20 protein-coding genes and 1 pseudogene are annotated in these 20,185 nt (G+C 68.2%); 11 read left to right on the plus strand and 10 right to left on the minus strand.

The window, feature by feature from the left end:
• The first annotated feature begins 75 nt into the window (after window positions 1–75).
• The 3 genes from AC50X9_RS04375 (at window position 76) to AC50X9_RS04385 (ending at window position 2,938) form a co-directional block, all read left to right on the plus strand.
• Complete coding sequence (locus tag AC50X9_RS04375; RefSeq protein WP_494890621.1) at window positions 76–804, plus strand: DUF4245 domain-containing protein; 729 nt, start codon at window positions 76–78, stop codon at window positions 802–804.
• Window positions 805–814: 10 nt separating this feature from the next.
• Window positions 815–1,429, plus strand: a complete 615-nt coding sequence (locus AC50X9_RS04380) for a carbonic anhydrase (RefSeq protein WP_494890623.1) — start codon at window positions 815–817, stop codon at window positions 1,427–1,429.
• A gap of 72 nt (window positions 1,430–1,501) precedes the next feature.
• The gene (locus AC50X9_RS04385; protein WP_310050371.1) at window positions 1,502–2,938 is read left to right on the plus strand and encodes a class II fumarate hydratase; all 1,437 of its coding nucleotides are present in this window, start codon (window positions 1,502–1,504) and stop codon (window positions 2,936–2,938) included.
• Between the two features lie 137 nt (window positions 2,939–3,075).
• Here AC50X9_RS04385 and AC50X9_RS04390 read toward each other — a convergent pair whose 3' ends face one another.
• Window positions 3,076–3,660 (minus strand): helix-turn-helix domain-containing protein, encoded by a 585-nt coding sequence (locus AC50X9_RS04390; RefSeq protein WP_494890626.1) that lies wholly within the window; start codon window positions 3,658–3,660, stop codon window positions 3,076–3,078.
• A 122-nt stretch (window positions 3,661–3,782) separates the two neighbouring features.
• Here AC50X9_RS04390 and AC50X9_RS04395 point away from each other — a divergent pair, with 122 nt between their 5' ends.
• Window positions 3,783–4,844 (plus strand): NAD(P)/FAD-dependent oxidoreductase, encoded by a 1,062-nt coding sequence (locus AC50X9_RS04395; protein WP_494890628.1) that lies wholly within the window; start codon window positions 3,783–3,785, stop codon window positions 4,842–4,844.
• A 5-nt stretch (window positions 4,845–4,849) separates the two neighbouring features.
• Window positions 4,850–5,449 (plus strand): annotated as a pseudogene (locus tag AC50X9_RS04400) (class I SAM-dependent methyltransferase); the annotation flags it as partial.
• Between the two features lie 203 nt (window positions 5,450–5,652).
• Here AC50X9_RS04400 and AC50X9_RS04405 read toward each other — a convergent pair.
• Window positions 5,653–6,321, minus strand: a complete 669-nt coding sequence (locus AC50X9_RS04405; protein WP_494890630.1) for a VWA domain-containing protein — start codon at window positions 6,319–6,321, stop codon at window positions 5,653–5,655.
• Between the two features lie 152 nt (window positions 6,322–6,473).
• On the opposite strand from AC50X9_RS04405, the gene AC50X9_RS04410 reads away from it, so the two are divergent.
• On the plus strand, window positions 6,474–7,145 hold the full coding sequence (locus tag AC50X9_RS04410) for a TetR/AcrR family transcriptional regulator (protein ID WP_494890632.1): 672 nt from the start codon (window positions 6,474–6,476) through the stop codon (window positions 7,143–7,145).
• The gene (locus tag AC50X9_RS04415; RefSeq protein ID WP_494890634.1) at window positions 7,142–8,821 is read left to right on the plus strand and encodes an MDR family MFS transporter; all 1,680 of its coding nucleotides are present in this window, start codon (window positions 7,142–7,144) and stop codon (window positions 8,819–8,821) included. The genes AC50X9_RS04410 and AC50X9_RS04415 overlap by 4 nt, the downstream gene beginning before the upstream one ends.
• A gap of 136 nt (window positions 8,822–8,957) precedes the next feature.
• Here AC50X9_RS04415 and AC50X9_RS04420 read toward each other — a convergent pair whose 3' ends face one another.
• Both AC50X9_RS04420 and AC50X9_RS04425 read right to left on the minus strand, forming a co-directional pair.
• Complete coding sequence (locus AC50X9_RS04420) at window positions 8,958–9,428, minus strand: NUDIX hydrolase (protein WP_494890636.1); 471 nt, start codon at window positions 9,426–9,428, stop codon at window positions 8,958–8,960.
• A 38-nt stretch (window positions 9,429–9,466) separates the two neighbouring features.
• A complete protein-coding gene (locus tag AC50X9_RS04425; RefSeq protein ID WP_494890638.1) occupies window positions 9,467–10,027 on the minus strand; it encodes a prepilin peptidase in 561 nt (186 codons plus the stop codon).
• A 59-nt stretch (window positions 10,028–10,086) separates the two neighbouring features.
• Between AC50X9_RS04425 and AC50X9_RS04430 the strand changes: the two genes are divergently transcribed.
• Both AC50X9_RS04430 and AC50X9_RS04435 read left to right on the plus strand, forming a co-directional pair.
• Window positions 10,087–10,923 carry a hypothetical protein gene (locus AC50X9_RS04430; RefSeq protein ID WP_494890640.1) on the plus strand — a complete coding sequence of 279 codons (837 nt, stop codon included), beginning with the start codon at window positions 10,087–10,089 and terminating at the stop codon, window positions 10,921–10,923.
• 48 nt (window positions 10,924–10,971) lie between these two features.
• On the plus strand, window positions 10,972–11,649 hold the full coding sequence (locus AC50X9_RS04435; protein ID WP_494890642.1) for a GNAT family N-acetyltransferase: 678 nt from the start codon (window positions 10,972–10,974) through the stop codon (window positions 11,647–11,649).
• A 342-nt stretch (window positions 11,650–11,991) separates the two neighbouring features.
• Here the strand turns inward: AC50X9_RS04435 and phoH2 are convergent, their stop codons facing one another.
• The gene (phoH2, locus tag AC50X9_RS04440; RefSeq protein WP_494890644.1) at window positions 11,992–13,431 is read right to left on the minus strand and encodes an RNA 5'-3' helicase PhoH2; all 1,440 of its coding nucleotides are present in this window, start codon (window positions 13,429–13,431) and stop codon (window positions 11,992–11,994) included.
• A 233-nt stretch (window positions 13,432–13,664) separates the two neighbouring features.
• Entirely contained in the window at window positions 13,665–14,426 is a 762-nt protein-coding gene (locus tag AC50X9_RS04445; RefSeq protein ID WP_494890739.1) for an isoprenyl transferase, read from the minus strand.
• 214 nt (window positions 14,427–14,640) lie between these two features.
• Here AC50X9_RS04445 and trhA point away from each other — a divergent pair, with 214 nt between their 5' ends.
• A complete protein-coding gene (gene trhA / locus AC50X9_RS04450; protein WP_494890741.1) occupies window positions 14,641–15,303 on the plus strand; it encodes a PAQR family membrane homeostasis protein TrhA in 663 nt (220 codons plus the stop codon).
• Window positions 15,304–15,363: 60 nt separating this feature from the next.
• Here trhA and AC50X9_RS04455 read toward each other — a convergent pair whose 3' ends face one another.
• The 4 genes from AC50X9_RS04455 to mca form a co-directional block, all read right to left on the minus strand.
• Complete coding sequence (locus AC50X9_RS04455) at window positions 15,364–15,669, minus strand: HAD-IA family hydrolase (RefSeq protein WP_494890646.1); 306 nt, start codon at window positions 15,667–15,669, stop codon at window positions 15,364–15,366.
• Between the two features lie 223 nt (window positions 15,670–15,892).
• Window positions 15,893–18,145 carry a thioredoxin domain-containing protein gene (locus tag AC50X9_RS04460; RefSeq protein WP_494890648.1) on the minus strand — a complete coding sequence of 751 codons (2,253 nt, stop codon included), beginning with the start codon at window positions 18,143–18,145 and terminating at the stop codon, window positions 15,893–15,895.
• The gene (locus AC50X9_RS04465; protein WP_494890650.1) at window positions 18,123–18,482 is read right to left on the minus strand and encodes a hypothetical protein; all 360 of its coding nucleotides are present in this window, start codon (window positions 18,480–18,482) and stop codon (window positions 18,123–18,125) included. Before AC50X9_RS04465 ends, AC50X9_RS04460 begins: the two co-directional genes overlap by 23 nt.
• A gap of 109 nt (window positions 18,483–18,591) precedes the next feature.
• The gene (gene mca / locus AC50X9_RS04470; protein WP_494890743.1) at window positions 18,592–19,497 is read right to left on the minus strand and encodes a mycothiol conjugate amidase Mca; all 906 of its coding nucleotides are present in this window, start codon (window positions 19,495–19,497) and stop codon (window positions 18,592–18,594) included.
• Between the two features lie 107 nt (window positions 19,498–19,604).
• Between mca and AC50X9_RS04475 the strand changes: the two genes are divergently transcribed.
• Entirely contained in the window at window positions 19,605–20,063 is a 459-nt protein-coding gene (locus AC50X9_RS04475; RefSeq protein ID WP_494890653.1) for a DUF4307 domain-containing protein, read from the plus strand.
• The last annotated feature ends 122 nt before the right edge of the window (window positions 20,064–20,185 follow it).

The raw sequence follows: 20,185 nt of genomic DNA on the forward strand, positions 1-20,185 counted from the left end.
TGCCGCCCCGGCCGGGGCCGTGCCGCCCGGCACCTCCGAATGTGAGATCAGCCCGGAATGGGCGACTATAGAGGGGTGAGTGAATTGCAGGAAACGCCCCCCGCAGCCCCAGCGTCCCCGGCCGGCGCCGCCGGCCAGGACACGCCCGCCGCGCCCGGCCAGCCGCCCGTCAAGCCCGTCCTGACCGCCGGGGCGGCCAAGCGGGCCAACGCGTCGGTGATCGGCATGATCATCGCCCTGGTCGTGAGCATCGCCGCTTTCCTGCCGGTCGTCCTGATGAACCCGGCGCCCAAGACGGATGGCTATCGGCCGGACATCAATGTCAGCGAGGTGGCGCAGAACGCTGCCGGTGTGGCGGGATTCACACCGGCCGCGCCTGATACTTCCGACACATTCCGCGCAAACTACGCGCGCTGGGAGTCCGGAACCGGCAGCGGCGTCCCGACCTGGGAGGTCGGCTACCTGACCCCCAAGGAGTCCTTCATCGCCCTGGTGCAGACCCGGCAGTCCAACCCGACCTGGCTGCTGCAGCAGGTGAAGAGCGCCCCCGTCACCGGCACCCGCAGCGCCGGCGGACGCGACTGGGAACTCCGCGATACCGGCAAAGGCGAGAAGAGCATGGTGCTTCTCGACGCCGGCGGCTCCACCGTCATCCTGACCGGATCCGCGCAGCTGGACGAATTCACGTCGCTGGCAGCCGCCGTCGTCAAGGACCTCGAGAGCCGCCCCGGCGTCGCGGGCAGCGCCGCACCCCCGGGCAGCGCCGCAGCAACAGTTTCACCCTCCCCCGCCCCATCACCGTAAGGTAAAGGCCGTGGCCACTTATCTCACTCCCGCCCTTGCCTGGCGCCGTCTCCGCGAGGGCAACGAACGCTTTGTCTCCGGCGAGTCGTCCCATCCCAACCAGGACGCCTCGCGCCGGTCCTCCCTGGTGGAGAACCAGCACCCCTTCGCGGTGATCTTCGGCTGCTCGGATTCCCGGCTGGCCGCTGAAATCATTTTCGACCTGGGCCTGGGGGACGCCTTCGTAGTCCGCACTGCGGGACAGGTGATCGACGACGCCGTTCTCGGCTCGCTCGAATACAGCGTCAGCGTCCTCTCGGTACCGCTGATCGTCGTCCTGGGACACGACAGCTGCGGCGCGGTCACGGCCACCAAAAAAGCGGTGGAGACCGGACAGATGCCCGTCGGCTTCATGCGCAGCCTCGTGGAACGCATCACCCCCTCAGTATTGACCTCGCTGCGCAACAACCAGCACGAGGTCAACGAAATGGTGGTCGAGAACGTCAAACAGACCTCACAGCGGCTCGTGGACAGCTCACGGGTGATTTCCGAGGCTGTGGAGAGCGGCCGGGCCGCCGTGATCGGTCTTGCCTACAGCCTGTCCGACGGCCGGGCGGACCTCGTTTCCGGAATCGGCAAGCTCTAGGTCCCCGAAGCGGCCAAGTAGCAAGCCCTTCACGGTTTTCGATGCAACGCCTCCGCCCAATAAGCTAGCCCCATGACTTCCACAGAAGAGTTGAACACCGAAGAGTTCCGCATTGAACACGACACGATGGGCGAGGTCCGCGTCCCCGTGAACGCCCTCTACCGTGCCCAGACGCAGCGTGCGGTCGAAAACTTCCCGATCTCAGGCAAAACCCTGGAACGCACCCACATCGAGGCCCTCGCCCGGGTCAAGAAGGCCGCAGCCCAGGCCAACGCCGAACTGGGAGTGCTCGACGGCGAGCTCGCCCAGGCGATCGCCGACGCTGCCGACGAGGTCGCCACCGGCAAGTACGACGGCGACTTCCCGATCGACGTCTTCCAGACCGGCTCGGGCACGTCCTCCAACATGAACACCAACGAGGTCATCGCCGAGCTCGCCACCCGCGCCCTCAAGGCTGCCGGCAGCGACAAGGTGGTCCACCCGAACGACCACGTCAACGCCTCACAGTCCTCCAACGACGTGTTCCCGACCTCCGTCCACGTCGCCGCCACCTCCGCGCTGATCAACGACCTGATCCCCGCGCTGGGTTACCTTGCCGACTCGCTGGAACGCAAGGCCGTCGAGTTCAAGGACGTCGTCAAGTCCGGCCGAACCCACCTGATGGACGCCACGCCGGTGACCCTGGGCCAGGAGTTCGGCGGCTACGCCGCCCAGGTCCGCTACGGCGTCGAGCGCATCAACGCCTCGCTCCCCCGCGTCGCCGAGGTGCCGCTCGGCGGCACCGCCGTCGGTACCGGCATCAACACCCCCGCCGGTTTCCCGGAGCGCGTCATCGAACTGCTCGCGGCCGACACCGGCCTGCCGCTGACCGAGGCCCGCGACCACTTCGAGGCCCAGGCCAACCGTGACGGCCTGATCGAAGCCTCCAGCCAGCTGCGCAACATTGCGATCTCCTTCATGAAGATCAACAACGACCTGCGCTGGATGGGCTCCGGCCCCAACACCGGCCTCGGCGAAATCGCAATCCCCGACCTGCAGCCGGGCTCCTCGATCATGCCCGGCAAGGTCAACCCGGTGATCTGCGAAGCCTCGATCATGGTCTGCGCCCAGGTCATCGGCAACGACACCACCATCGCCTGGTCCGGCACCAACGGCGCGTTCGAGCTCAACGTCGGCATCCCCGTGATGGCCGCCAACCTGCTCGAATCCGTGCGCCTGCTGGCCAACACCAGCCGCGTCATGGCGGACAAGATGATCGACGGCATCACCGCCAACGTCGAGCGCGCCCGCTTCCTCGCCGAGGCTTCCCCGTCGATCGTCACCCCGCTGAACAAGTTCATCGGCTACGAAAACGCCGCGAAGATCGCCAAGAAGGCCGTCGCCGAGGGCCTGACCATCCGCGAAACCGTCGTCGCGATGGGCTTCCTGGAGCGCGGCGAACTGACCGAAGAGCAGCTGGACACCGCCCTGGACGTTATGTCCATGACGCGTCCGCCGCACAAGGCCTAGCACCCACCCCCGCCTCGCCCCTCGGGGACGGCAGCGTCCGACGTCGGCCGGCACCTTTCCAGCGAAAGGCGCCGGCCGCCGTCGTCTGTAAGGATTTACGGGCAGGTATCCGGGACGGAACCCATCGGATCTCCCGGCTATGAGGGCTTGGGCCGCGCGCGTACGTGCATCCGCTCGCCCTGCTGCCCAAACAGACTGATGAACTCGACGGGTCTGCCGTCAGCGCTGGCGAACCAGTGCGGTGTGTGGGTGTCGAATTCCGCGGCTTCGCCAGCACGGAGTTCAAAGTCCTTGTCGCCCAGCACCAGACGCAGTCGTCCGTTGAGGATGTATAGCCATTCGTAGCCCTCGTGAACGCGCGGGTCGGGCTCTGCCCCGCGGGCATCACCGGCGAGCACCATCTTGAAGGCCTGTAATCCGCCTGGGCGGCGCGTGAGAGGAACAGCCGTCATGCCGCCATGGGTGATGGGCCGCAGGTGAATTCTCGGATCCCCGGTCGGCGGCGCACCGACCAGATCATCGAGGGGAACGCCGTACAGCCTCGCGAGGGGCAGCAGGATTTCGAGGTTTGGCCTGCGTTGGCCGGATTCCAGCCGGGACAGGGTGCTAACCGATACTCCGGATGCGGAGGACACATCTCCGAGGGTGAGGTTCCGTTCCGTACGGAGTGCCCGAAGCCGGGGACCGACAGCCCCGAGAACATCGTCAAGCTCAGTTGTCATACCCCACAGTTTGCCATAACAGCAATCATGTTTGTCAATTATCGCGCATGCGATGGAAGCTGGTGTAACGGCCAGAGGACGCTGCCGGCGGACTTTCAGGATGCGACGAAGGACAAATGAGCATGGACACCACACGGTATGACGTTGTAATTGTTGGCGGCGGCGCGGCGGGACTCAGCGCTGCCCTAACGCTGGGCCGGGCGCTGCGCTCGGTGCTGGTCATCGATTCCGGAACTCCACGGAACGCCCCCGCGGCGGGTGTGCATGGTTATCTTTCGAGGGACGGCATGAACCCCCGGGAACTCCTCTCCATCGGACGCAGTGAAGTGCTCTCTTACGGAGGAACGGTCATTGGCGGCGAAGCCGTTTCGGCACGGCGAACCCCCGATGGATTCGAGGTGATTCTGGGCGATGCCCGCCGGTTCTCCGGCAGACGCCTCCTCGTCACCACCGGCTTGACGGACGAGCTGCCTCTCATCGACGGGCTGCGGGAGCAATGGGGAAAGGGCGTTGTGCACTGCCCCTACTGCCATGGCTGGGAAATCCGCGGGCAACGGATTGGAGTGCTGGGCACAGGCGCGCTGTCCGTCCATCAGGCACTGTTATTCAGGCAGTGGTCCGGGGATATCACCCTCTTCCTCAACGACACCGTGGAACCGACCGGCGAGGAGTGGGAAAAACTCGCGGCCCGGTCCGTAACGGTCGTTGACGGCGCCGTGGCTTCTATTGACGCTGTCGATGGTGTCCTCACGGGGCTCACGCTCCGCCAGGGCCGCTCGTTCGGCGTACAGGCCCTGGCTGTCGGAACCCGGATGGAGGCCAGGTCCGCGCTTCTGGAATCACTCGGACTAAGTCCCCAGGTACACCCCTCGGGCGCCGGACGGTTTGTCGAGACCGACACTATGGGGGCGACGGCCGTCCGGGGCGTGTATGCGGCGGGCAACGTCTCCAACTTGATGGCTCAGGTGATCACCGCGGCGGCCGAGGGTGTCATGACCGGGGCAGGGATCAACGCCGACCTCATCGAAGAGGAAACCCGGTGGGCCGTTGACGGGCACTTCGGCCCCTTCTCGGCTGCCTCGGAAGCAGCCGTCGCTGAGATCGTGCTTGGCCACCGACGCCATGGCCTTGATGATGGGCAAAAGGCCGCCGACATGGGCCCTGCGACCACCGTAGAAAGCTGACCAGCATGGATCACCAGCCCCACTGGACGCGTGACCACGACCACCAGCCCCACCAGCGATCCGGCAGTCATGACCAGCACCGCGTCCTCGACCTCGATGCCGAGGTCTTCGGCGACCACCTCGCAGCTGTCCTGGACTTGACCGGGATGCCAGCCGCACGCAGCGTCGTTGACCTCGGTGCCGGCACCGGCGCGGGCAGTCGGCTGCTGCGCGGGCGTTTCCCCGGCGCCGCGGTGACGTGCGTCGACAACGACCCGCAGATGCTCGAGCTGCTGCGCGAGCAGGGCTTCGCCGTGGTCGAGGCCGACCTCGACCAGGGCTTCCCAGCGCTGGCCGGCTCCTTGAACACTGCGGATGGAGTGACGCAGGCGCCGGTTGACCTGGTGTGGGCATCGTCCTCGCTCCACCACGTCGCCCACCCCGCGCGGCTCCTGTCGGGGGTCCGCCGGGCACTGGCGCCGGGTGGGGTCCTGGTCGTCGTCGAGCTCGCCGCTCTGCCCCGCTTCCTAAGCCATCCGGGCGGAGCGCTGCTGGAGCAGCGCTGCCACGCCGCTGCGGCGGCCCAGGGGTGGAACCGCCATCCGAACTGGACTCCGGTCATCGAGGCCGCCGGGTTCGGCGTCACGCAGTCCGAGCTGACGACCAGCGCACCCGTGACCCCGGCTGCACGGGAGTACGCCCAGCAGTGGTTCGCGCGCTTCTCGCACCTGGCGGCCCTGAGCGCGGAGGACCGCAACGCCGTGGAAGGTCTGCTGGAGCGGTTCGCCGACGACGTCGCCCGCATTGTGTGCCTGCTGACCGGCCCCGCTCAGCCTGGCGGAACCCCTCCGCCCGCGGCGCGGCGTTCCTCGGCCGTGTATGCCGCGGCCGCGGCGGCCTCCACCATGCTGGCGCCGGCCAGGCGGGCTTCGCGCAGCCTGCGGGTCTTGGCCGACTGCCCGGAGAAGGCCGCATCGACGTTGCCGGCTGCGTAAGTCAGCGCGTCCTCGGCCCGGATACCGAGCCCGTGCGCTGTCAGCACGGCGTCCTGGTTGGCGCCCAGATAGGTGAACTGCCAGCCCCACTGGTTCTGCTGCCGCTCCACCAGGGCCTTCACCAGCGGGCCCGTCGCCTCGCGCGAGGCGTTCTCGTGGCCGTCGGTCAGCACAGCCACCAGGACGGTGCCCGGTCGCTGGTCCTCCGGCAGGGCGGACAGCTCCGCGCCGGCCTCCCCGATCAGGCGGACCATGGCATCGTGCAGGGCGGTGCTGCCGCGCGGCTCCAGGACCAGTGGGGGCACCTGCTGGATGTCCACCGCGGAATAGACCCGCTCGTAGCTGTCGTCGAACTGGGCAAGGGACAGGCGGCAGCGGCCGGCCACGGACCGCTGCTCCCGCACGAAGGACGCGAAGCCGCCCACCGTGTCGTCGGCAATGGCACTCATGGACCCCGACCGGTCCAGGAGAACGTAAATCTGTGTCAGTGCAGCGTCAGTCATGCTTCCCCATTTCTGGGTCCGGAGCGCCCGGACCACCAATGCCCGGCGGCTGGCCGGACAGAATCAGACTATGGCGGGGCACCGACAAAAGACCGACAGCCCGGCCCGTCGACTATTTGCACTTATTTCTGAATAGTGTAAATATTTACTTTGTGAATGAAAGTGCAAATATCGAAGGCGGACTCCGCGAGCGCAAACGTGCCGCAACACGGGCTGCGATCACCGCCGTCGCCCGGTCCCTGACAGCAGAGCGTGGCCTGAACGGCTACACGGTGGAGGAGGTCTGCGAACGGGCCGAAATCTCCCGCCGGACCTTCTTCAACTACTTCCCGACCAAGGAAGACGCCATCATCGGCCATGTCGACGACGACTTCCCGGCCGCCGTGGTCCGCCGCTTCATCGAGGGCGGGACCGGTTCTCCGGCCGGGGTAATCTCACCCACCCTGCTGACGGACCTCGTGCGCCTCTCCCTCGACCTGTCGGAACAGATGAACGCCAGCGAGGAAGAGACCCGCCAGCTGATCGCCGTGATCCAGAAGGAACCGCAGCTCATGCTCCGGATCATCGGCGCCTCGGAACAGCGCGACGCCGAATTCGCGCGGATCCTCGCGGCCCGGGAAAACGTCCCCCCGGACCATCCGGTGGTCCGGATGGCCGTGCTGCTCCTGGGCGCCATCGCCCGAAAGACGAGCGCAGCCTACTTCTCCGATGCCAACACCCGCCCGTACCAGGACATGCTGCTTGAGAACGTAGCAGCCGCCCGCGCGCTGTTTTCCCAGCCACTGGACACCGCCCCGTCCGCCGCCAGCAAGGGACCCCAATGAGTTCCGCCGTCACCACCGCACCGGCAGCCGCGCCGCTGCTCCTGACCCAGAAACGTATCTGGATCATTTTCTCCGCCCTGATCGCGGGCATGCTGCTCTCAAGCCTGGACCAGACGATCGTCTCCACCGCCATGCCGACCATCGTCGGCAAGCTCGGCGGCGTGGAACACCAGGCCTGGATCACCACCGCCTATCTGCTGGCCACCACGATCGTGATGCCGATCTACGGCAAGTTCGGCGACATCCTGGGCCGTCGAAACCTGTTCCTGGTCGCCATTGCCCTGTTCACGCTGGCCTCGGTCGGCTGTGCGTTTGCCACGGATTTCTGGGGCTTCGTGATCTTCCGCGCCATCCAGGGCCTGGGCGGCGGCGGGCTGATGATCCTCTCGCAGGCCATCATCGCCGACATCGTCCCGGCCAAGGACCGGGGCAAGTACATGGGCCCGCTGGGCGCCGTCTTCGGCCTGTCCGCCGTGGCCGGTCCGCTGCTTGGTGGGTACTTTGTGGACCACCTGACCTGGGAGTGGGCCTTCTACATCAACATCCCGATCGGCATCGCGGCGTTCGCCATTGCATGGTTCACCCTGACCCTGCCCAGCAAGAAGGCCGAAAAGCGGATCGACATCCTGGGTGTCGTGCTGCTGTCTGCGGCCACCACCTTGCTGATCCTCTTCACCGATTTCGGCGGCAAGAACGATGAGGGCTGGGATTCGCCGGTGACCTGGGCTTTCGGCGCCGGAATGGTGCTCGCGGGCGCCGCATTCATTCTCGTCGAGCGCAGGGCCGAGGACCCGATTATCCCGCTGAGCCTTTTCAAGAACCGGATCTTCGTGAACGCCACCGCGATCGGTTTCACCCTTGGGCTGGGCATGTTCGCCGCGATCGCGTTTATCCCCACGTTCCTGCAGATGGCCTCCGGCACCTCCGCCGCGGAGTCGGGCCTGCTGTTGCTGCCCATGATGGTGGGCCTGATGGGCATGGCCATCTACTCCGGCCTCCGCATTTCCAAGACCGGCAAATACAAGATGTTCCCGATCCTCGGGGCCTCGCTCACGATGGCAGCGATGCTGTGGATGACCACCCTCACCGCCGCGACGCCGATCTGGATCATCTGCGTGCAGCTGTTCATTTTCGGTGCGGGGCTGGGCTCGATCATGCAGGTGATCGTGCTGGTGGTGCAGAATTCCGTGCCGGCCGAACAGATCGGCACGGCCACGAGCACCAACAACTACTTCCGTGAAGTGGGCGCCTCGCTGGGCGTCGCGGTCTTCGGTTCCATCTTCACCGCCCGGCTCTCCGATTCGCTGGCCCGGGCGTTCACCGGGGCGGGCGCCTCCGCCGAGCAGGCCTCGCAGTCCACCCGCACCCTGGACCCGCAGGCGCTGAGCCAACTCCCTGACCAGCTCAGGGACGCAATCGTCAATGCCTACGCCGATTCCCTGGCACCCGTGTTCTGGTACCTGCTGCCGTTCCTCGGGATCGCCCTGGTGCTCGCGCTGAGGCTGCGGCAGATCCCGCTCTCGGACACCGCGGGCATGGTGGCCCGCGGCGAGGCCGTGGGCGGCGAGGAGGCCGAACGTCTCGAGGCCGAACGCCACGCCCGTGTCGCGCCGTCTGCGGGCGCGGCCGCTGCCAAGCTGCCGGCGGACGACGAAATCCACAGCCTGCACCGCTGACACCGGTGCAACCAGGACCAGGGACGCCGCAGCCTCGGGGGATGCGGCGTCCCTGCCGGCCGTGCGTGCGCATCCGTGCCGCAGACGTCGACGCCGGGCGGTCAGCCGCCTGCAGTCGGCGCAGTCAGTGCTGGTGTCAGTACTGGAAGTGCGCAGCCCCGTCGGCCTGCCCCGCTCGTTCAATGCTCTTCAGATGCCCCGGCATCAGTTCGGGAAAGTCCTCAGGCCGGAACCAGCCCACGGCGAGGGACTCGTCGTCGTTGACCCGCACCTCCCCGGAGACATAGCGGCAGCGGAACACGAGCGTCAGGAAATGGCAGACGTCGCCGTTCGGATAGGTGGTGGGCCCGACGGCGTCCACCGAGACGAGCCGTTCGGCGGCGGCAACGACGCCGGTCTCCTCCAGGACTTCCCGCAGCAGGCCCGTCGCCGGTTCCTCCCCGGGCTCCAGAATCCCCGTGATCAGGCCCCATTTGCCGTTGTCGGCCCGCTGGCCGAGCAGGACCCGGCCGGCCCCGTCGAACACGACGGCCCGGGCGCCGGGGATCCAGAGGGGCTCGTGGCCAATCTTGGCGCGGAGTTTGAGAATGAAGTCGGGGGTAGCCATCCCGCCAGCCTAGCCAAAGGGCCCGGGGATCTCCGGCGTCAGGCCGGCAGCAGCACCATGGCGGCGGCCGTTCCGGCGAGCATAAAAGGCCCGAACGGAATGCTTGATTGCAGGCTGCCGCGCCGCGAGACCAGCAGGGCCACGCTCCACAGACCGCCGAAGAGGAAGGCGGCGAAGGTCCCGGCAAAGACGTGCGGCCAGCCGAGGAAGCCCAGGTACATTCCGAGCACCCCTGCCAGCTTGACGTCGCCAAAACCCATGCCGGGCGGATAGACGGCCCGGAGCAGGAAGTAGAAGAGCCACAGCGTTGCTCCCCCGGCCACCACACGCAGCCCGGGTACCCCGAAAAGGCCGGCACCGCCGTCGGGCACGGCTGCGGCGGCGGGTGCACCCGAGACAGCGTGGACCGCCACGGCACCGAGCAACAGCACTCCGGCGACGGCGTAGGACGGAAAGACGATCCGGTCCGGCAGCAGATGGTGCCGGATGTCGATGACCGTGAGCCGCGCGGCCACAACCGCAAAATAGGCGCATGCCAGAAGAACCAGCCAGAAGGCCAAGGGGGTCGCTTCGCCCAGTCCGCCGAGTCGTTGGATCACCCTCGGATGCTACTGGAAATCCCGGCTGCCCGGGCCGGGCCCGCGCGTACACTGTGGATATGGCCGGATGGGACACCTCGAACCCGCGCGAGCGGCGCCTGCCCGGGGACCCCGCGGAGCAGGCAGCCGCTTTCCGGAATCTGTGCCGTTCGTCGCCGTGGAAGTGGCAGTCCCTGCGGTTTGAGTACCTGGACCGGCCCCTCTCCGTCGATACCGGCGATCCGCGCGCCGCTGACACCGCGCCCGTTCCGGATCTGGTCCGCGCGTGGCTGCGCCGCCCGGGAGCCCTGCGGCTGGAGTCCGCCGACGGTCTGGTCCTGCACAGCACCACCGGCATCAACGATTCCCGTGACGAGTTCTACGTCAGCTCCACGAGGAAGACCTGGCTGCTGCCGCCCCAGCTGGTCACTCCGGTCTACGACGACCGCGGCCTGGTCCGGCGCCGCCCCGAGGCTGCGTACGGCGAGCCCGGCTTCGGCAACGGCCGTTTCGCCGCCGCACTGGACCCGGTGGAACTCGCCGGCAACGCCCCGGTGCCGCTGGAATTCCCCAATTCCAATGCCGTGGAGCTGGGCACCATCACCGAAGTGCGCCATGAAGGCCGCCCTGCCCTGGAAGCCACCGTGACCCCGAATCCCGGTTACCGTCCGAGCGACCCCGGCGCGCCGCTGTGCCGGCCGGGCCGCACACTGGTGAGGATCGACGCCGGCACGGGCGTCTGCGTCGCGAGCCGCTGGCTGGACGGCGGACAGGAAGGATCTGGGCCGGAGCAGTACGGGCACTGGATCCGGATCCTTGCCGTGGACGAGTACATGCTGGATGACCTGTTCCTGGCCGAGTCGATGAACCTCACGGATGTCCGCCGGCACATCAGCTGGGAACTCCCGGCGGGCTGACCGCCCGTGTGACTGGCTGGCAGCCGCCTGCGCCGTTAGGCTTCCCGGATGACTGAACTCGACCGCTACTGGCCGCCTTTTGGCCTGACCCTGACCACGCCCCGCCTGACGCTGCGGCCCATCCGCGACGAGGAGATCCCGGCGGCGGCGGAGGCGGCCCTGAGCGGTATCCACGAACCCGGCCGCAGCCCGTTCAGCAAACCGTGGGCGGAGGCCCCGGCTGAGGAACTCGGCCGCAATATGGCTCAGTGGTACTGGCGGTGCCGCGGCACCATGTCGCCGGAGCAGTGGACCTTGCTGCTGGGCATCTGGCACGAGGGCGAGTTCATCGGCTGCCAGGACATCGAGGCCAAGGACTTCGCCACCCTCAGGACCGTCGGCACGGGCTCCTGGCTCCGGCAGAGCGTGCACGGCCGGGGATTCGGCAAGGAGATGCGCGCCGCCGTCGCCCTCTATGCCTTCGACTGGCTCGGCGCGGAAGTTGCGGAGTCCGAGGCGGCCGTCTGGAACCAGCAGTCCCTCGGGGTGTCCCGTTCCCTCGGCTACGAACTCAACGGCATCAGCCGCGTCAACTGGGGTGGCAAGCGCCAGGAGGCCCAGAAAGTCCGCCTCACCCCCACCACCTTCAAACGCCCGGACTGGCAACTCCACGTCGGGGGCCACGAACCCACAGCAAAATACCTGGGGATCGACCCCCAAAACCGCACCCCCTCCCCCGAGAGCTAAAGACAGGCAAAGCACAAAAGCAGCGACGCGGCCGTTCGAAAAGGTGACCGGCCCGCAGAAGCGCAGCGTCAACTATCGAAAAGGGAACAGACCCCCACGCCGGGTCACGGTCCTTCGCAAAGGAGCGCATCGCGGCGCATCGGGCCCCGAAGGTCGCCCAGCGACCGTAGCGGGCCGGATGGGACGTGTCTAAGCGACGGCGAAGGTCCGTGGCCCGGCAAAACCGGGCAACGGCCCCAAACGCGAAGGTCCGTGGCCCGGCAAGACCGGGCAACGGCCCCAATGCGAAAGGGCCGCGGCCCGGCGAAACCCGGCCACGGCCCCCGCGAATGGAACGAATCCCTAGATCTCGGCCCCCTCCAGCAGCTCCGTCACAAGCGCAGCGATCGGCGAGCGCTCCGAGCGGGTGAGCGTGACGTGGCCGAAGAGCGGGTGGCCCTTGAGCGTCTCGACGACGGCGGCAACGCCGTCGTGCCGGCCGACCCGGAGGTTATCGCGCTGGGCGACGTCGTGGGTCAGGACGATCTTGGAGTTCTGCCCGATCCGGCTCATCACGGTCAGCAGCACGTTCTTCTCCAGCGACTGGGCCTCGTCCACAATCACGAACGCGTCATGCAGCGAGCGCCCGCGGATGTGGGTCAGCGGCATCACCTCAAGCATGCCGCGGTCCATCACTTCCTCCACGACCTCCTGGCTGACCAGGGCACCGAGGGTGTCGAAGACGGCCTGCGCCCACGGGTTCATTTTCTCCGCCTCCGAGCCGGGCAGGTAGCCCAGCTCCTGGCCGCCCACCGCGTAGAGCGGCCGGAAGACGATCACCTTGCGGTGTTCCCGGCGTTCCAGGACGGCTTCGAGGCCCGCGCACAGGGCCAGCGCGGACTTGCCCGTGCCGGCCCGCCCGCCGAGGGACACAATGCCCACGGAGGGGTCCATCAGCAGGTCGATCGCCAGCCGCTGTTCGGCCGACCGGCCATGCAGCCCGAACACGTCGCGGTCGCCCTTCACGAGCCGGACCTGCTTGTCCGCCCCGACCCGGCCGAGGGCGGAGCCCCGCGAGGACAGCAGCACCAGGCCGGTGTTCGTCGGCATCTCGGCCGCTTCCGGGATGAAGACCGGCTCATGGCCGTAGAGCGTGGAGACTTCCTCCTCGCTCGCGTCCACCTCCGCAACTCCGGTCCAGCCCGAGTCCTTGACGAGTTCGTTGCGGTACTCGTCGGCCTGCAGGCCCATGGCCGAGGCCTTCACCCGCATCGGGAGGTCCTTGGACACCACCGTGACGTCACGGCCCTCGTTGGCCAGGTTCTTGGCGACGGCGAGGATCCGGCTGTCATTGTCGCCGCCGCGGAAGCCGGCGGGAAGCACCTCGGCGGAGATGTGGTTCAGCTCCACCATGAGCGTGCCGCCGTCATGGCCGAGCGGAATGGGACGGTCCAGCCCGCCGTGCTCCACCCTGAGGTCGTCCAGGAGCCGGAGCGCCTTGCGGGCGAAATAGCCGAGCTCGGGGTCGTGCCGCTTGCCTTCGAGCTCGGTAATGACGACGATCGGCAGGATCACTTCGTGCTCCGCGAAGCGCAGCAGGGCGCGCGGGTCCGAGAGCAGCACCGAGGTGTCGATCACGAAGCTGCGGGCCGGTTCCATGGTTGCTGTCCCTTCCCCGGAAACAGCAAGACCGGCCGCAGCGTAATCCGCCGCACCGGTCATTGAGGTGGCTCGCTTGGCGCGAGAGGTAGCTTTCTGTCCCTGGTCGGTCACGACGGCGGGCAGTTGTTCAGAAATAGCCACATCGACTCCAGCCCCGGGGCGCATGCCCGGAATTGTTATTGGTGGGGCGGTTCGGCCGTGAGGCCGGACGCGGCCTCCCCTACACCAGGTGCGAACTTCCGCTCCATGTATTGGCCTCCCCGATCAGCCGGCGGTTTGCCTGCCGATGGGATTAACGTACGTCCGCGCAGTGTCATTTCGGTGCCAATTTTCCGGCGATTCTTGTTGCCAGCGTGTGAACACCGGATGACGGCTCAGGAGCCGTAGCGGCGCTGCCGGCCCGCGTAGTCGCGGAGGGCGCGGAGGAAGTCCACTTTCCGGAACGCAGGCCACAGGGCCTCGCAGAAATAGAATTCGCTGTACGCGCTCTGCCACATCAGGAAGCCGGAGAGACGCTGCTCCCCGGAAGTGCGGATCACGAGGTCCGGATCAGGCTGGCCGCGGGTGTAGAGGAAACGTGAGATGTCGTCGACGCTCAGTTCGTCGGCCAGTTTGCCGATGTCCGTGCCGCGCTCGACGGCGTCGTGCAGCAGCTCGCGCACGGCGTCGACGATTTCCCGGCGTCCGCCATAGCCGACGGCGACATTGACGTGGAGTTTCTCGCGCGCCGGGGTACGGGCCGTGAGCCGGTTGAGCCGGGCGGCGAGGTAGTCAGGCAGCAGTTCCGGGGCCCCCATCGCATGGACGGAGATTTCGGCGTCCTCATCCAGCCGGTCCAGGGTGTTGGCGATGATGCCCATCAGCAGGTCGAGTTCCTCGCCGGAACGGTTCATATTGTCCGTGGAGAGCATGTAGAGGGTGACCACTTTGATGCCGAGTTCCTGGCACCAGCCGAGGAACTCGTGGATCTTGTCGGCGCCGGCCTGGTGCCCCTGGCTGGTCGGGGCGTTGAATTGCCTGGCCCAGCGGCGGTTGCCGTCTACCATGACGCCGATGTGCCGGGGGATGCGTTCCGGGTCCAGGGACCGCTGCAGTTTCCGCTCATAGAAGCCATAGAGGAACCCGGGCAATTCCATCCGGAGTTTCACCTGGCTTCCTTGGGGTACGACTGCTCTGCACATCCTAGGCTACCCGCCGGAGCGCAGGCCGGGGTGCAACGACGTTACGGCGTCGCCCCCGTTACCTTATTACCCGCGGGTAACTTACTGGGCCGTAGGTTATTATGGCGGCATGGAAAGCTACACCCCCGAGCCCCAGCCGGAGCAGCCTGCAGACCGTAAAACGGGTCCGATGGACGACGCCGCCGTCCGGCTGGCCGAGCTCCTGATGATCAAGCCAAAGTGGCGCGGCTGGATCCACACCGTGACGGCTCCGCTGGCGCTGGCCTCCGGCCTGGTGCTGGTGATTTTGGCACCGACCCCGGACCTGAAGATCGCCTGCGCCATCTACGCCTTCACCGGGGTCCTGCTGTTCGGGATCAGCGCTGTCTACCACCGCGGCAACTGGTCCCCGGGGGTCAAGATGGTGCTGAAGCGGCTGGACCACACAAACATCATGCTGGTGATCGCTGGCAGCTACACACCGCTGGCCTGGGCCCTGCTGGACCGGCCCAAGGCCGAGCTGCTGCTGTGGGTGATCTGGGCCGGTGCCATCCTGGGCGTGCTGTTCCGCCTGCTGTGGACCGATGCCCCGCGCTGGCTCTACGTGCCGATCTACATCGCCCTGGGCTGCGGCGCGTTGTTCTTCCTGCCGGAATTTTTTGCGGCCAACGTCGCCTCCGCCGTGCTGATCTGTGTCGGCGGCGCCCTCTATATCACCGGGGCCGTCTTCTACGCGCTGAAGAAGCCGAACTTCAGCTACAAACACTTCGGTTTCCACGAACTGTTCCACGCCCTCACAGTCTTTGCCTTCGCTGCGCACTACATCTCGATTGCCGTCGCAGTCCTGAGCTGACGGCTGCTTCGGACCGGGGGCGGGTCCGGTGCGGCCCGGCGCTTCCCGCCGGGGCGGTCCTCAGGGCCGTCCGGCCTCGATGAGGGCGGTCAACTCCCGCATGTCGTGGAACACGGTCGTGCCGGGGCCGGCCAGCCGCTCGGCCGGGGTCACCCCGCCGGCATAGGCAAAGACATGCATCCCGGCCGCCTGGACGACGTGGGCGCTGTCCTCGACGACGGCGCAGCGCTCCGGTGCCGTGCCGATCGTGCCGGCGGCATGCAGGAACAGATCGGGCGCCGGTTTTCCGTTGGCGACCTCCGAGGCGCTGAAGATCCGGCCCTCGAAGCGGTGCCACAGTCCGGTCTGCCCGAGCGTCCGCCGCATCTTGGCATGGCTCCCGCTGGAGGCGACGCAGTGCGGGGGCCGCAGCCTGTCCAGTGTTTCCTCGCCTCGGACCTGCCGACGAAGCGCTCCACAATCTCCTCCCGCTCCAGCTCCCAGCCAAGGTCGGCGAGGACCAGCTGATCCACCCGGACGGCGATCACTTCGGAATCCACCAGGACGCCGTCACAGTCGAAAACCACGAGTTCGAAGCCGTCGGAAAAAGTCATTCGGCCATCGTAGCCAGTCGCTCCCGCAGCTCGACGGGAGAACTCACCGGAAGCCCGCAGACCATGTCGCGGCACAGGTAAACCAGGGGTGCACCGTCGCGGCCCGCTCTGCGGCCACGGAGCAGCGGCACGCCGGGGTCCTCGTCCTCCACTCCGCCGTCCGGCGCCGCGCTGGCTGCCGAGGTGTCGTCCTGCAGGGCGATCACCATTCCGGGGCTGGGCGAGAGCAGCAGCTCGCGGTGCAGGGCTGCCCGCTCCGGGGTATCCGGCCCGACGACGGCGGCCTCCACCGGGCCGGCGAGGGTGGCCTGCGCCGTTGCAAGCAGCCAGCCTGCCGCGCGCGGCGCGCGGGTGGCCAGTGGCGGCAGCAGCGCGAGGATGCTGCCGGCGAGGGCACGGTGTTCGGGGGCGCCGGAGAGGGCTGCGCAGGACAGCAGCGCGCCGGCGAAGGCCGCCGCCCCGCTGGGCGTGGCGTTGTCGAAGAGCTCCAGTGACGCGCGGCCGCCCTGGGCGTTGGCGAGCTGTTCCGGCTCCCCCGCGGTGTCCTTGAGTGTGCCGTCGGCGGTGAACAGCGTCCTGGCTGCGGCCAGGAGGTCCTTGGCCAGCCGGTACCAGCGGGTCCGTCCGGAGACGGTGTAGAGCGCGAGCAGGCCCTCGGCGCAGAAGGCGTAGTCCTCCAGCAGCCCGCCGATACCCCGCGCGGCGCCCTGATGGGAGACCCGGCTCAGCGTGCCGGGTTCGCCCGCGGCACCAGGCCGCCAGTGCACGTGTTCCAGGTACGCTGCGATGCGTTCCGCCGCGGCCACCAGCCGGGGCTGCCCCAGCACGGCGCCGGCCTCTGCCAGGGCCGCGACGGCGAGGCCGTTCCAGCCGGCGACCACTTTGTCGTCGCGGGCGGGCTGGTGCCGGCCGGAGCGCTCCGCGAGCAGCATGGGCCGGACCCGCCGCCACAGGTCGGCTTCGTCGGCGCTGAAGGCACGGCCGGGATGCAGCGGGGAGCCGTCCGCGGAGACGGTGCCGCGGGCGCGGACGTTCATCAGCCGCGCTACGGCGGCGCCGTCACCGGGACCAAGGACGGCCGAAAGCTCGGCGGGAGTCCAGAGGTAGGTGGCACCCTCGGCGTGGACACCGCCCACAACGGTGTCCGCGTCGAGGGAGGAGGCCAGCGCCACGGGAAGGTCCCCGCGAGAACCAGGCAGTGCGTCCGTGCCGGCGTCGTCTGTGCCGAGTCCCAGGGCAGCGAGCAGCCAGCCGGCGGTGCGGCCGGCCACGTCGGCCGCTTCCTCAGCCGGGTACCCGGGCGTGCCGCCCAGCCGGACCCAATGGACGTAGACGCGCAGCAGCTGGGCGTTGTCGTAGAGCATTTTCTCGAAGTGCGGGACGGACCAGTCGCGGGTCACCGAATAGCGGGCAAAGCCGCCGTCGAGCTGGTCGAACAGGGCCGAGCGGGACATCGCGGCGAGGGTCCGGCCCGCCAGGTCGCGGGCCATGGCTGGCGTCCCGGAGGGTGCAGCCCGGTCGGGGGCGGCGGCGTGCCGGATCAGGAACTCCAGGACCGCGGAGGGCGGGAACTTCGGTGCGGCGCCGAAGCCGCCGGAGGAAGGGTCTTCGGCGGCCGCCAGCGCCAGCACGGCCTCCGCGGGCAGGGCCGGATCGGGGGGCTCCGGCACACCGTCCATCCGAATGGCAGCGCCGGGCACCGAAGCGGCGAGCCCGCGGGACAGCGCGTCGGCGTTCTGTTCCAATGCGTCCCGGCGCTCCCGCCAGGCATCGACCACGGCCTCCAGCACCTGGCGGAAGGACGGCCTGCCGGGCAGCGGCCGGGGCGGATAGTAGGTGCCGGCATGGAAGGCCCGGCCGTCGGGCAGCAGGAAGACGGACATGGGCCAGCCGCCTTCGCCGCTGATCGCCTGCGTCGCGGCCATGTAGACGGCGTCGACGTCGGGCCGTTCCTCGCGGTCCACCTTCACCGCGACGAAGTGGGCGTTCAGGAAACCGGCGGTGTCCCGGTCCTCAAAGGATTCCCGGGCCATGACGTGGCACCAGTGGCAGGCGGCATAGCCGATCGAAAGGAACACCGGCACGTCACGGGCGGCGGCGAAGGCGAAAGCCTGGTCGCCGAAGGGCCGCCAGTGGACGGGGTTGCCGGCGTGCTGCCGGAGGTAGGCAGAGGGCTCTCCGCCCAGGGCGTTGGCGGCCTCGGGGAAGCTCGGGGGCGTGCCGCCGTCAGCGGTTTGCGGGTCCTGCATCGCCGTCGACGTCCGGTCGGTTGGCGGGCTCGCGGGACGGATCCCACGCCGGGGTCCCCGGTCCGGTGTCGCCCGCCGGTGGGGATCCTTCAGCGGTGCCCCCGGAAGCGGCAGCCCACTCGGCGGCGCGTTCCTCCTCGACCTGGGCGCGGTAGCGGACCCGGCGGATGCGCCGGACCATGTCAACAATCAGCAGCGCCGTCAGCACAACGATGAAGGCGGTCAGGAGGAAGCCCAGCAGGCCGGGCGTCACCTGGTCCTGGGACAGTCCGGGGCGCAGCGACGGCGTCGGGGTGGGCGCCGGGGTTGTGGCCAGGACAAGGAGCGAGGAATACACGGTGAGGACCTTCTATGGGGACTGAATGGCAGCCCACGCTGGGGCCGGCTCTCGGGCTGGAACTCTTTCCACGACGTGTTCTACACGTCATAGAAAAGGCCTGATGGGTCTATCTTAGCCCGGCGAAGAAGTCTTTTTCAGGCAGGTCGGTGGGGATCCTGGACTGGACCAGCGAGTAATCCTCCCAGGGCCAGACGCGGCGCTGCATCGCCGGCGAGACGGCGAAGAAGAACCCCTCCGGGTCGACCTGGGTGCGGTGCGCGCGCAGCGCGTCATCCCGTGCTTCGAAGAAGTCGCCGCACTCGATCTGGGTCGTCGTCGGGTGGGTCGGTGCGGGCGGGGTGTGGCCCTCGGCGTCGGCTTCCAGCCAGGCGGCGAGCCGTTCGGCATACGGCGACTGGAGGCCCGATTCCTCCAGCGCGAAATGCAGGGCCCGGAACCGTTCTGGGCTGAATGCGCGGTCGTAGTAGAGCTTGCTCGGCGCCCACGCCTCGCCGGTTCCCGGATATTGGGCCGGGTCCCCGGCGGCTTCGAAGGCCTCGACGGCGACGCGGTGCGCCATGATGTGGTCCGGGTGCGGGTACCCGCCGTTTTCGTCGTAGCTCAGGATGACCTGGGGTTTGAACCTCCGGACCAGCCGGACCAGCGGGGCCGCCGCCCGCTGCAGCGGCAGGGTGGCGAAGGAGCCGGTCGGCAGCGGCGGCAGCGGATCGCCTTCCGGCAGCCCCGAATCCACGAAGCCGAGCCAGCGCTGGCGGACGCCCAGGATTTTGGCCGCCTGCTCCATCTCCAGCATGCGCGCACCGGCCATGTCGCGTTTGGGGTGCGGTGCGCCGGCGAGTGCCGGGTTCTGGATGTCGCCCCGGGAGCCGTCGGTGCAGGTGGCCACCAGGACGTCGACGCCGGCCGCGGCATACATCGCCATCGTGGCGGCACCCTTGCTGGATTCGTCGTCGGGATGAGCATGGACGGCCAACAGTCGAAGCGGCGCTGACGGGCTGGTGGACGCTGTCATCGTGGGACGGCCCTCTTTCATCTAAAAGGTCTGCTGCTACGGGCGTGCTGCGGGGGTGTCCCGGAGCGGCGGACATTTCCCCGCCGGAACCACACTAAACTGGACTGGTGACTTCCCAGGATCAGCCAGCCGCGACTGCGCCGGCATCTCCCAGCCTAGCCAATCGCTACGGCGGCCAAAAGCGAACACTCAGTGGCAAGGCTAAACGCACCATTCTGATCGTTGCCCTCGCAGCCGGAATGGCCTTTATGGCCTGGATCTCGACGTCGAACGCCACGGCCACGGTCACTTTCAAGGACATCGGTTACAGCACGCAGGACGGCACCCTCACCGAGGTCGATTTCCAGGTCACCAAGGAGCCGGCCACCGCCGCCAAGTGCTCGGTCAAGGCGCTGGATTCCAAATTCGCCGTGGTGGGCTGGAAGGTCGTGGACATCGCCCCCAACGCCGCCGAGGCCGGCTCCGACGGCGGGCGCACCACTGCGCACCGGGCCACGGTGCGGACGGAGTCCCCGGCCGTGTCCGGCGTCGTCGACAGCTGCTGGATTCCCGACGCCGGCAAGTAGACCCTGCCGCGTGCGGCCAGCCAGCCCGCCCGGCGGGGCGACCCCCGGGCGCGGCCCCACCGCAGTAACACGGTGTGATCCACGCCCCAGCCTTCTTTGGTATATCCGCAGGATTGACTACA

The organism is Pseudarthrobacter sp. HLT1-3 (assembly GCF_059383535.1).

Coding starts and splice junctions, on each gene's coding strand:
- AC50X9_RS04385 (WP_310050371.1), top strand. CDS start 1,502: ATGACTTCCACAGAAGAGTTGAACACCGAAGAGTTCCGCATTGAACAC.
- AC50X9_RS04390 (WP_494890626.1), bottom strand. CDS start 3,660: ATGACAACTGAGCTTGACGATGTTCTCGGGGCTGTCGGTCCCCGGCTT.
- AC50X9_RS04395 (WP_494890628.1), top strand. CDS start 3,783: ATGGACACCACACGGTATGACGTTGTAATTGTTGGCGGCGGCGCGGCG.
- AC50X9_RS04405 (WP_494890630.1), bottom strand. CDS start 6,321: ATGACTGACGCTGCACTGACACAGATTTACGTTCTCCTGGACCGGTCG.
- AC50X9_RS04415 (WP_494890634.1), top strand. CDS start 7,142: ATGAGTTCCGCCGTCACCACCGCACCGGCAGCCGCGCCGCTGCTCCTG.
- AC50X9_RS04420 (WP_494890636.1), bottom strand. CDS start 9,428: ATGGCTACCCCCGACTTCATTCTCAAACTCCGCGCCAAGATTGGCCAC.
- AC50X9_RS04430 (WP_494890640.1), top strand. CDS start 10,087: ATGGCCGGATGGGACACCTCGAACCCGCGCGAGCGGCGCCTGCCCGGG.
- AC50X9_RS04435 (WP_494890642.1), top strand. CDS start 10,972: ATGACTGAACTCGACCGCTACTGGCCGCCTTTTGGCCTGACCCTGACC.
- AC50X9_RS04445 (WP_494890739.1), bottom strand. CDS start 14,426: ATGGAATTGCCCGGGTTCCTCTATGGCTTCTATGAGCGGAAACTGCAG.
- trhA (WP_494890741.1), top strand. CDS start 14,641: ATGGACGACGCCGCCGTCCGGCTGGCCGAGCTCCTGATGATCAAGCCA.
- AC50X9_RS04455 (WP_494890646.1), bottom strand. CDS start 15,669: ATGCGGCGGACGCTCGGGCAGACCGGACTGTGGCACCGCTTCGAGGGC.
- AC50X9_RS04460 (WP_494890648.1), bottom strand. CDS start 18,145: ATGCAGGACCCGCAAACCGCTGACGGCGGCACGCCCCCGAGCTTCCCC.
- mca (WP_494890743.1), bottom strand. CDS start 19,497: ATGACAGCGTCCACCAGCCCGTCAGCGCCGCTTCGACTGTTGGCCGTC.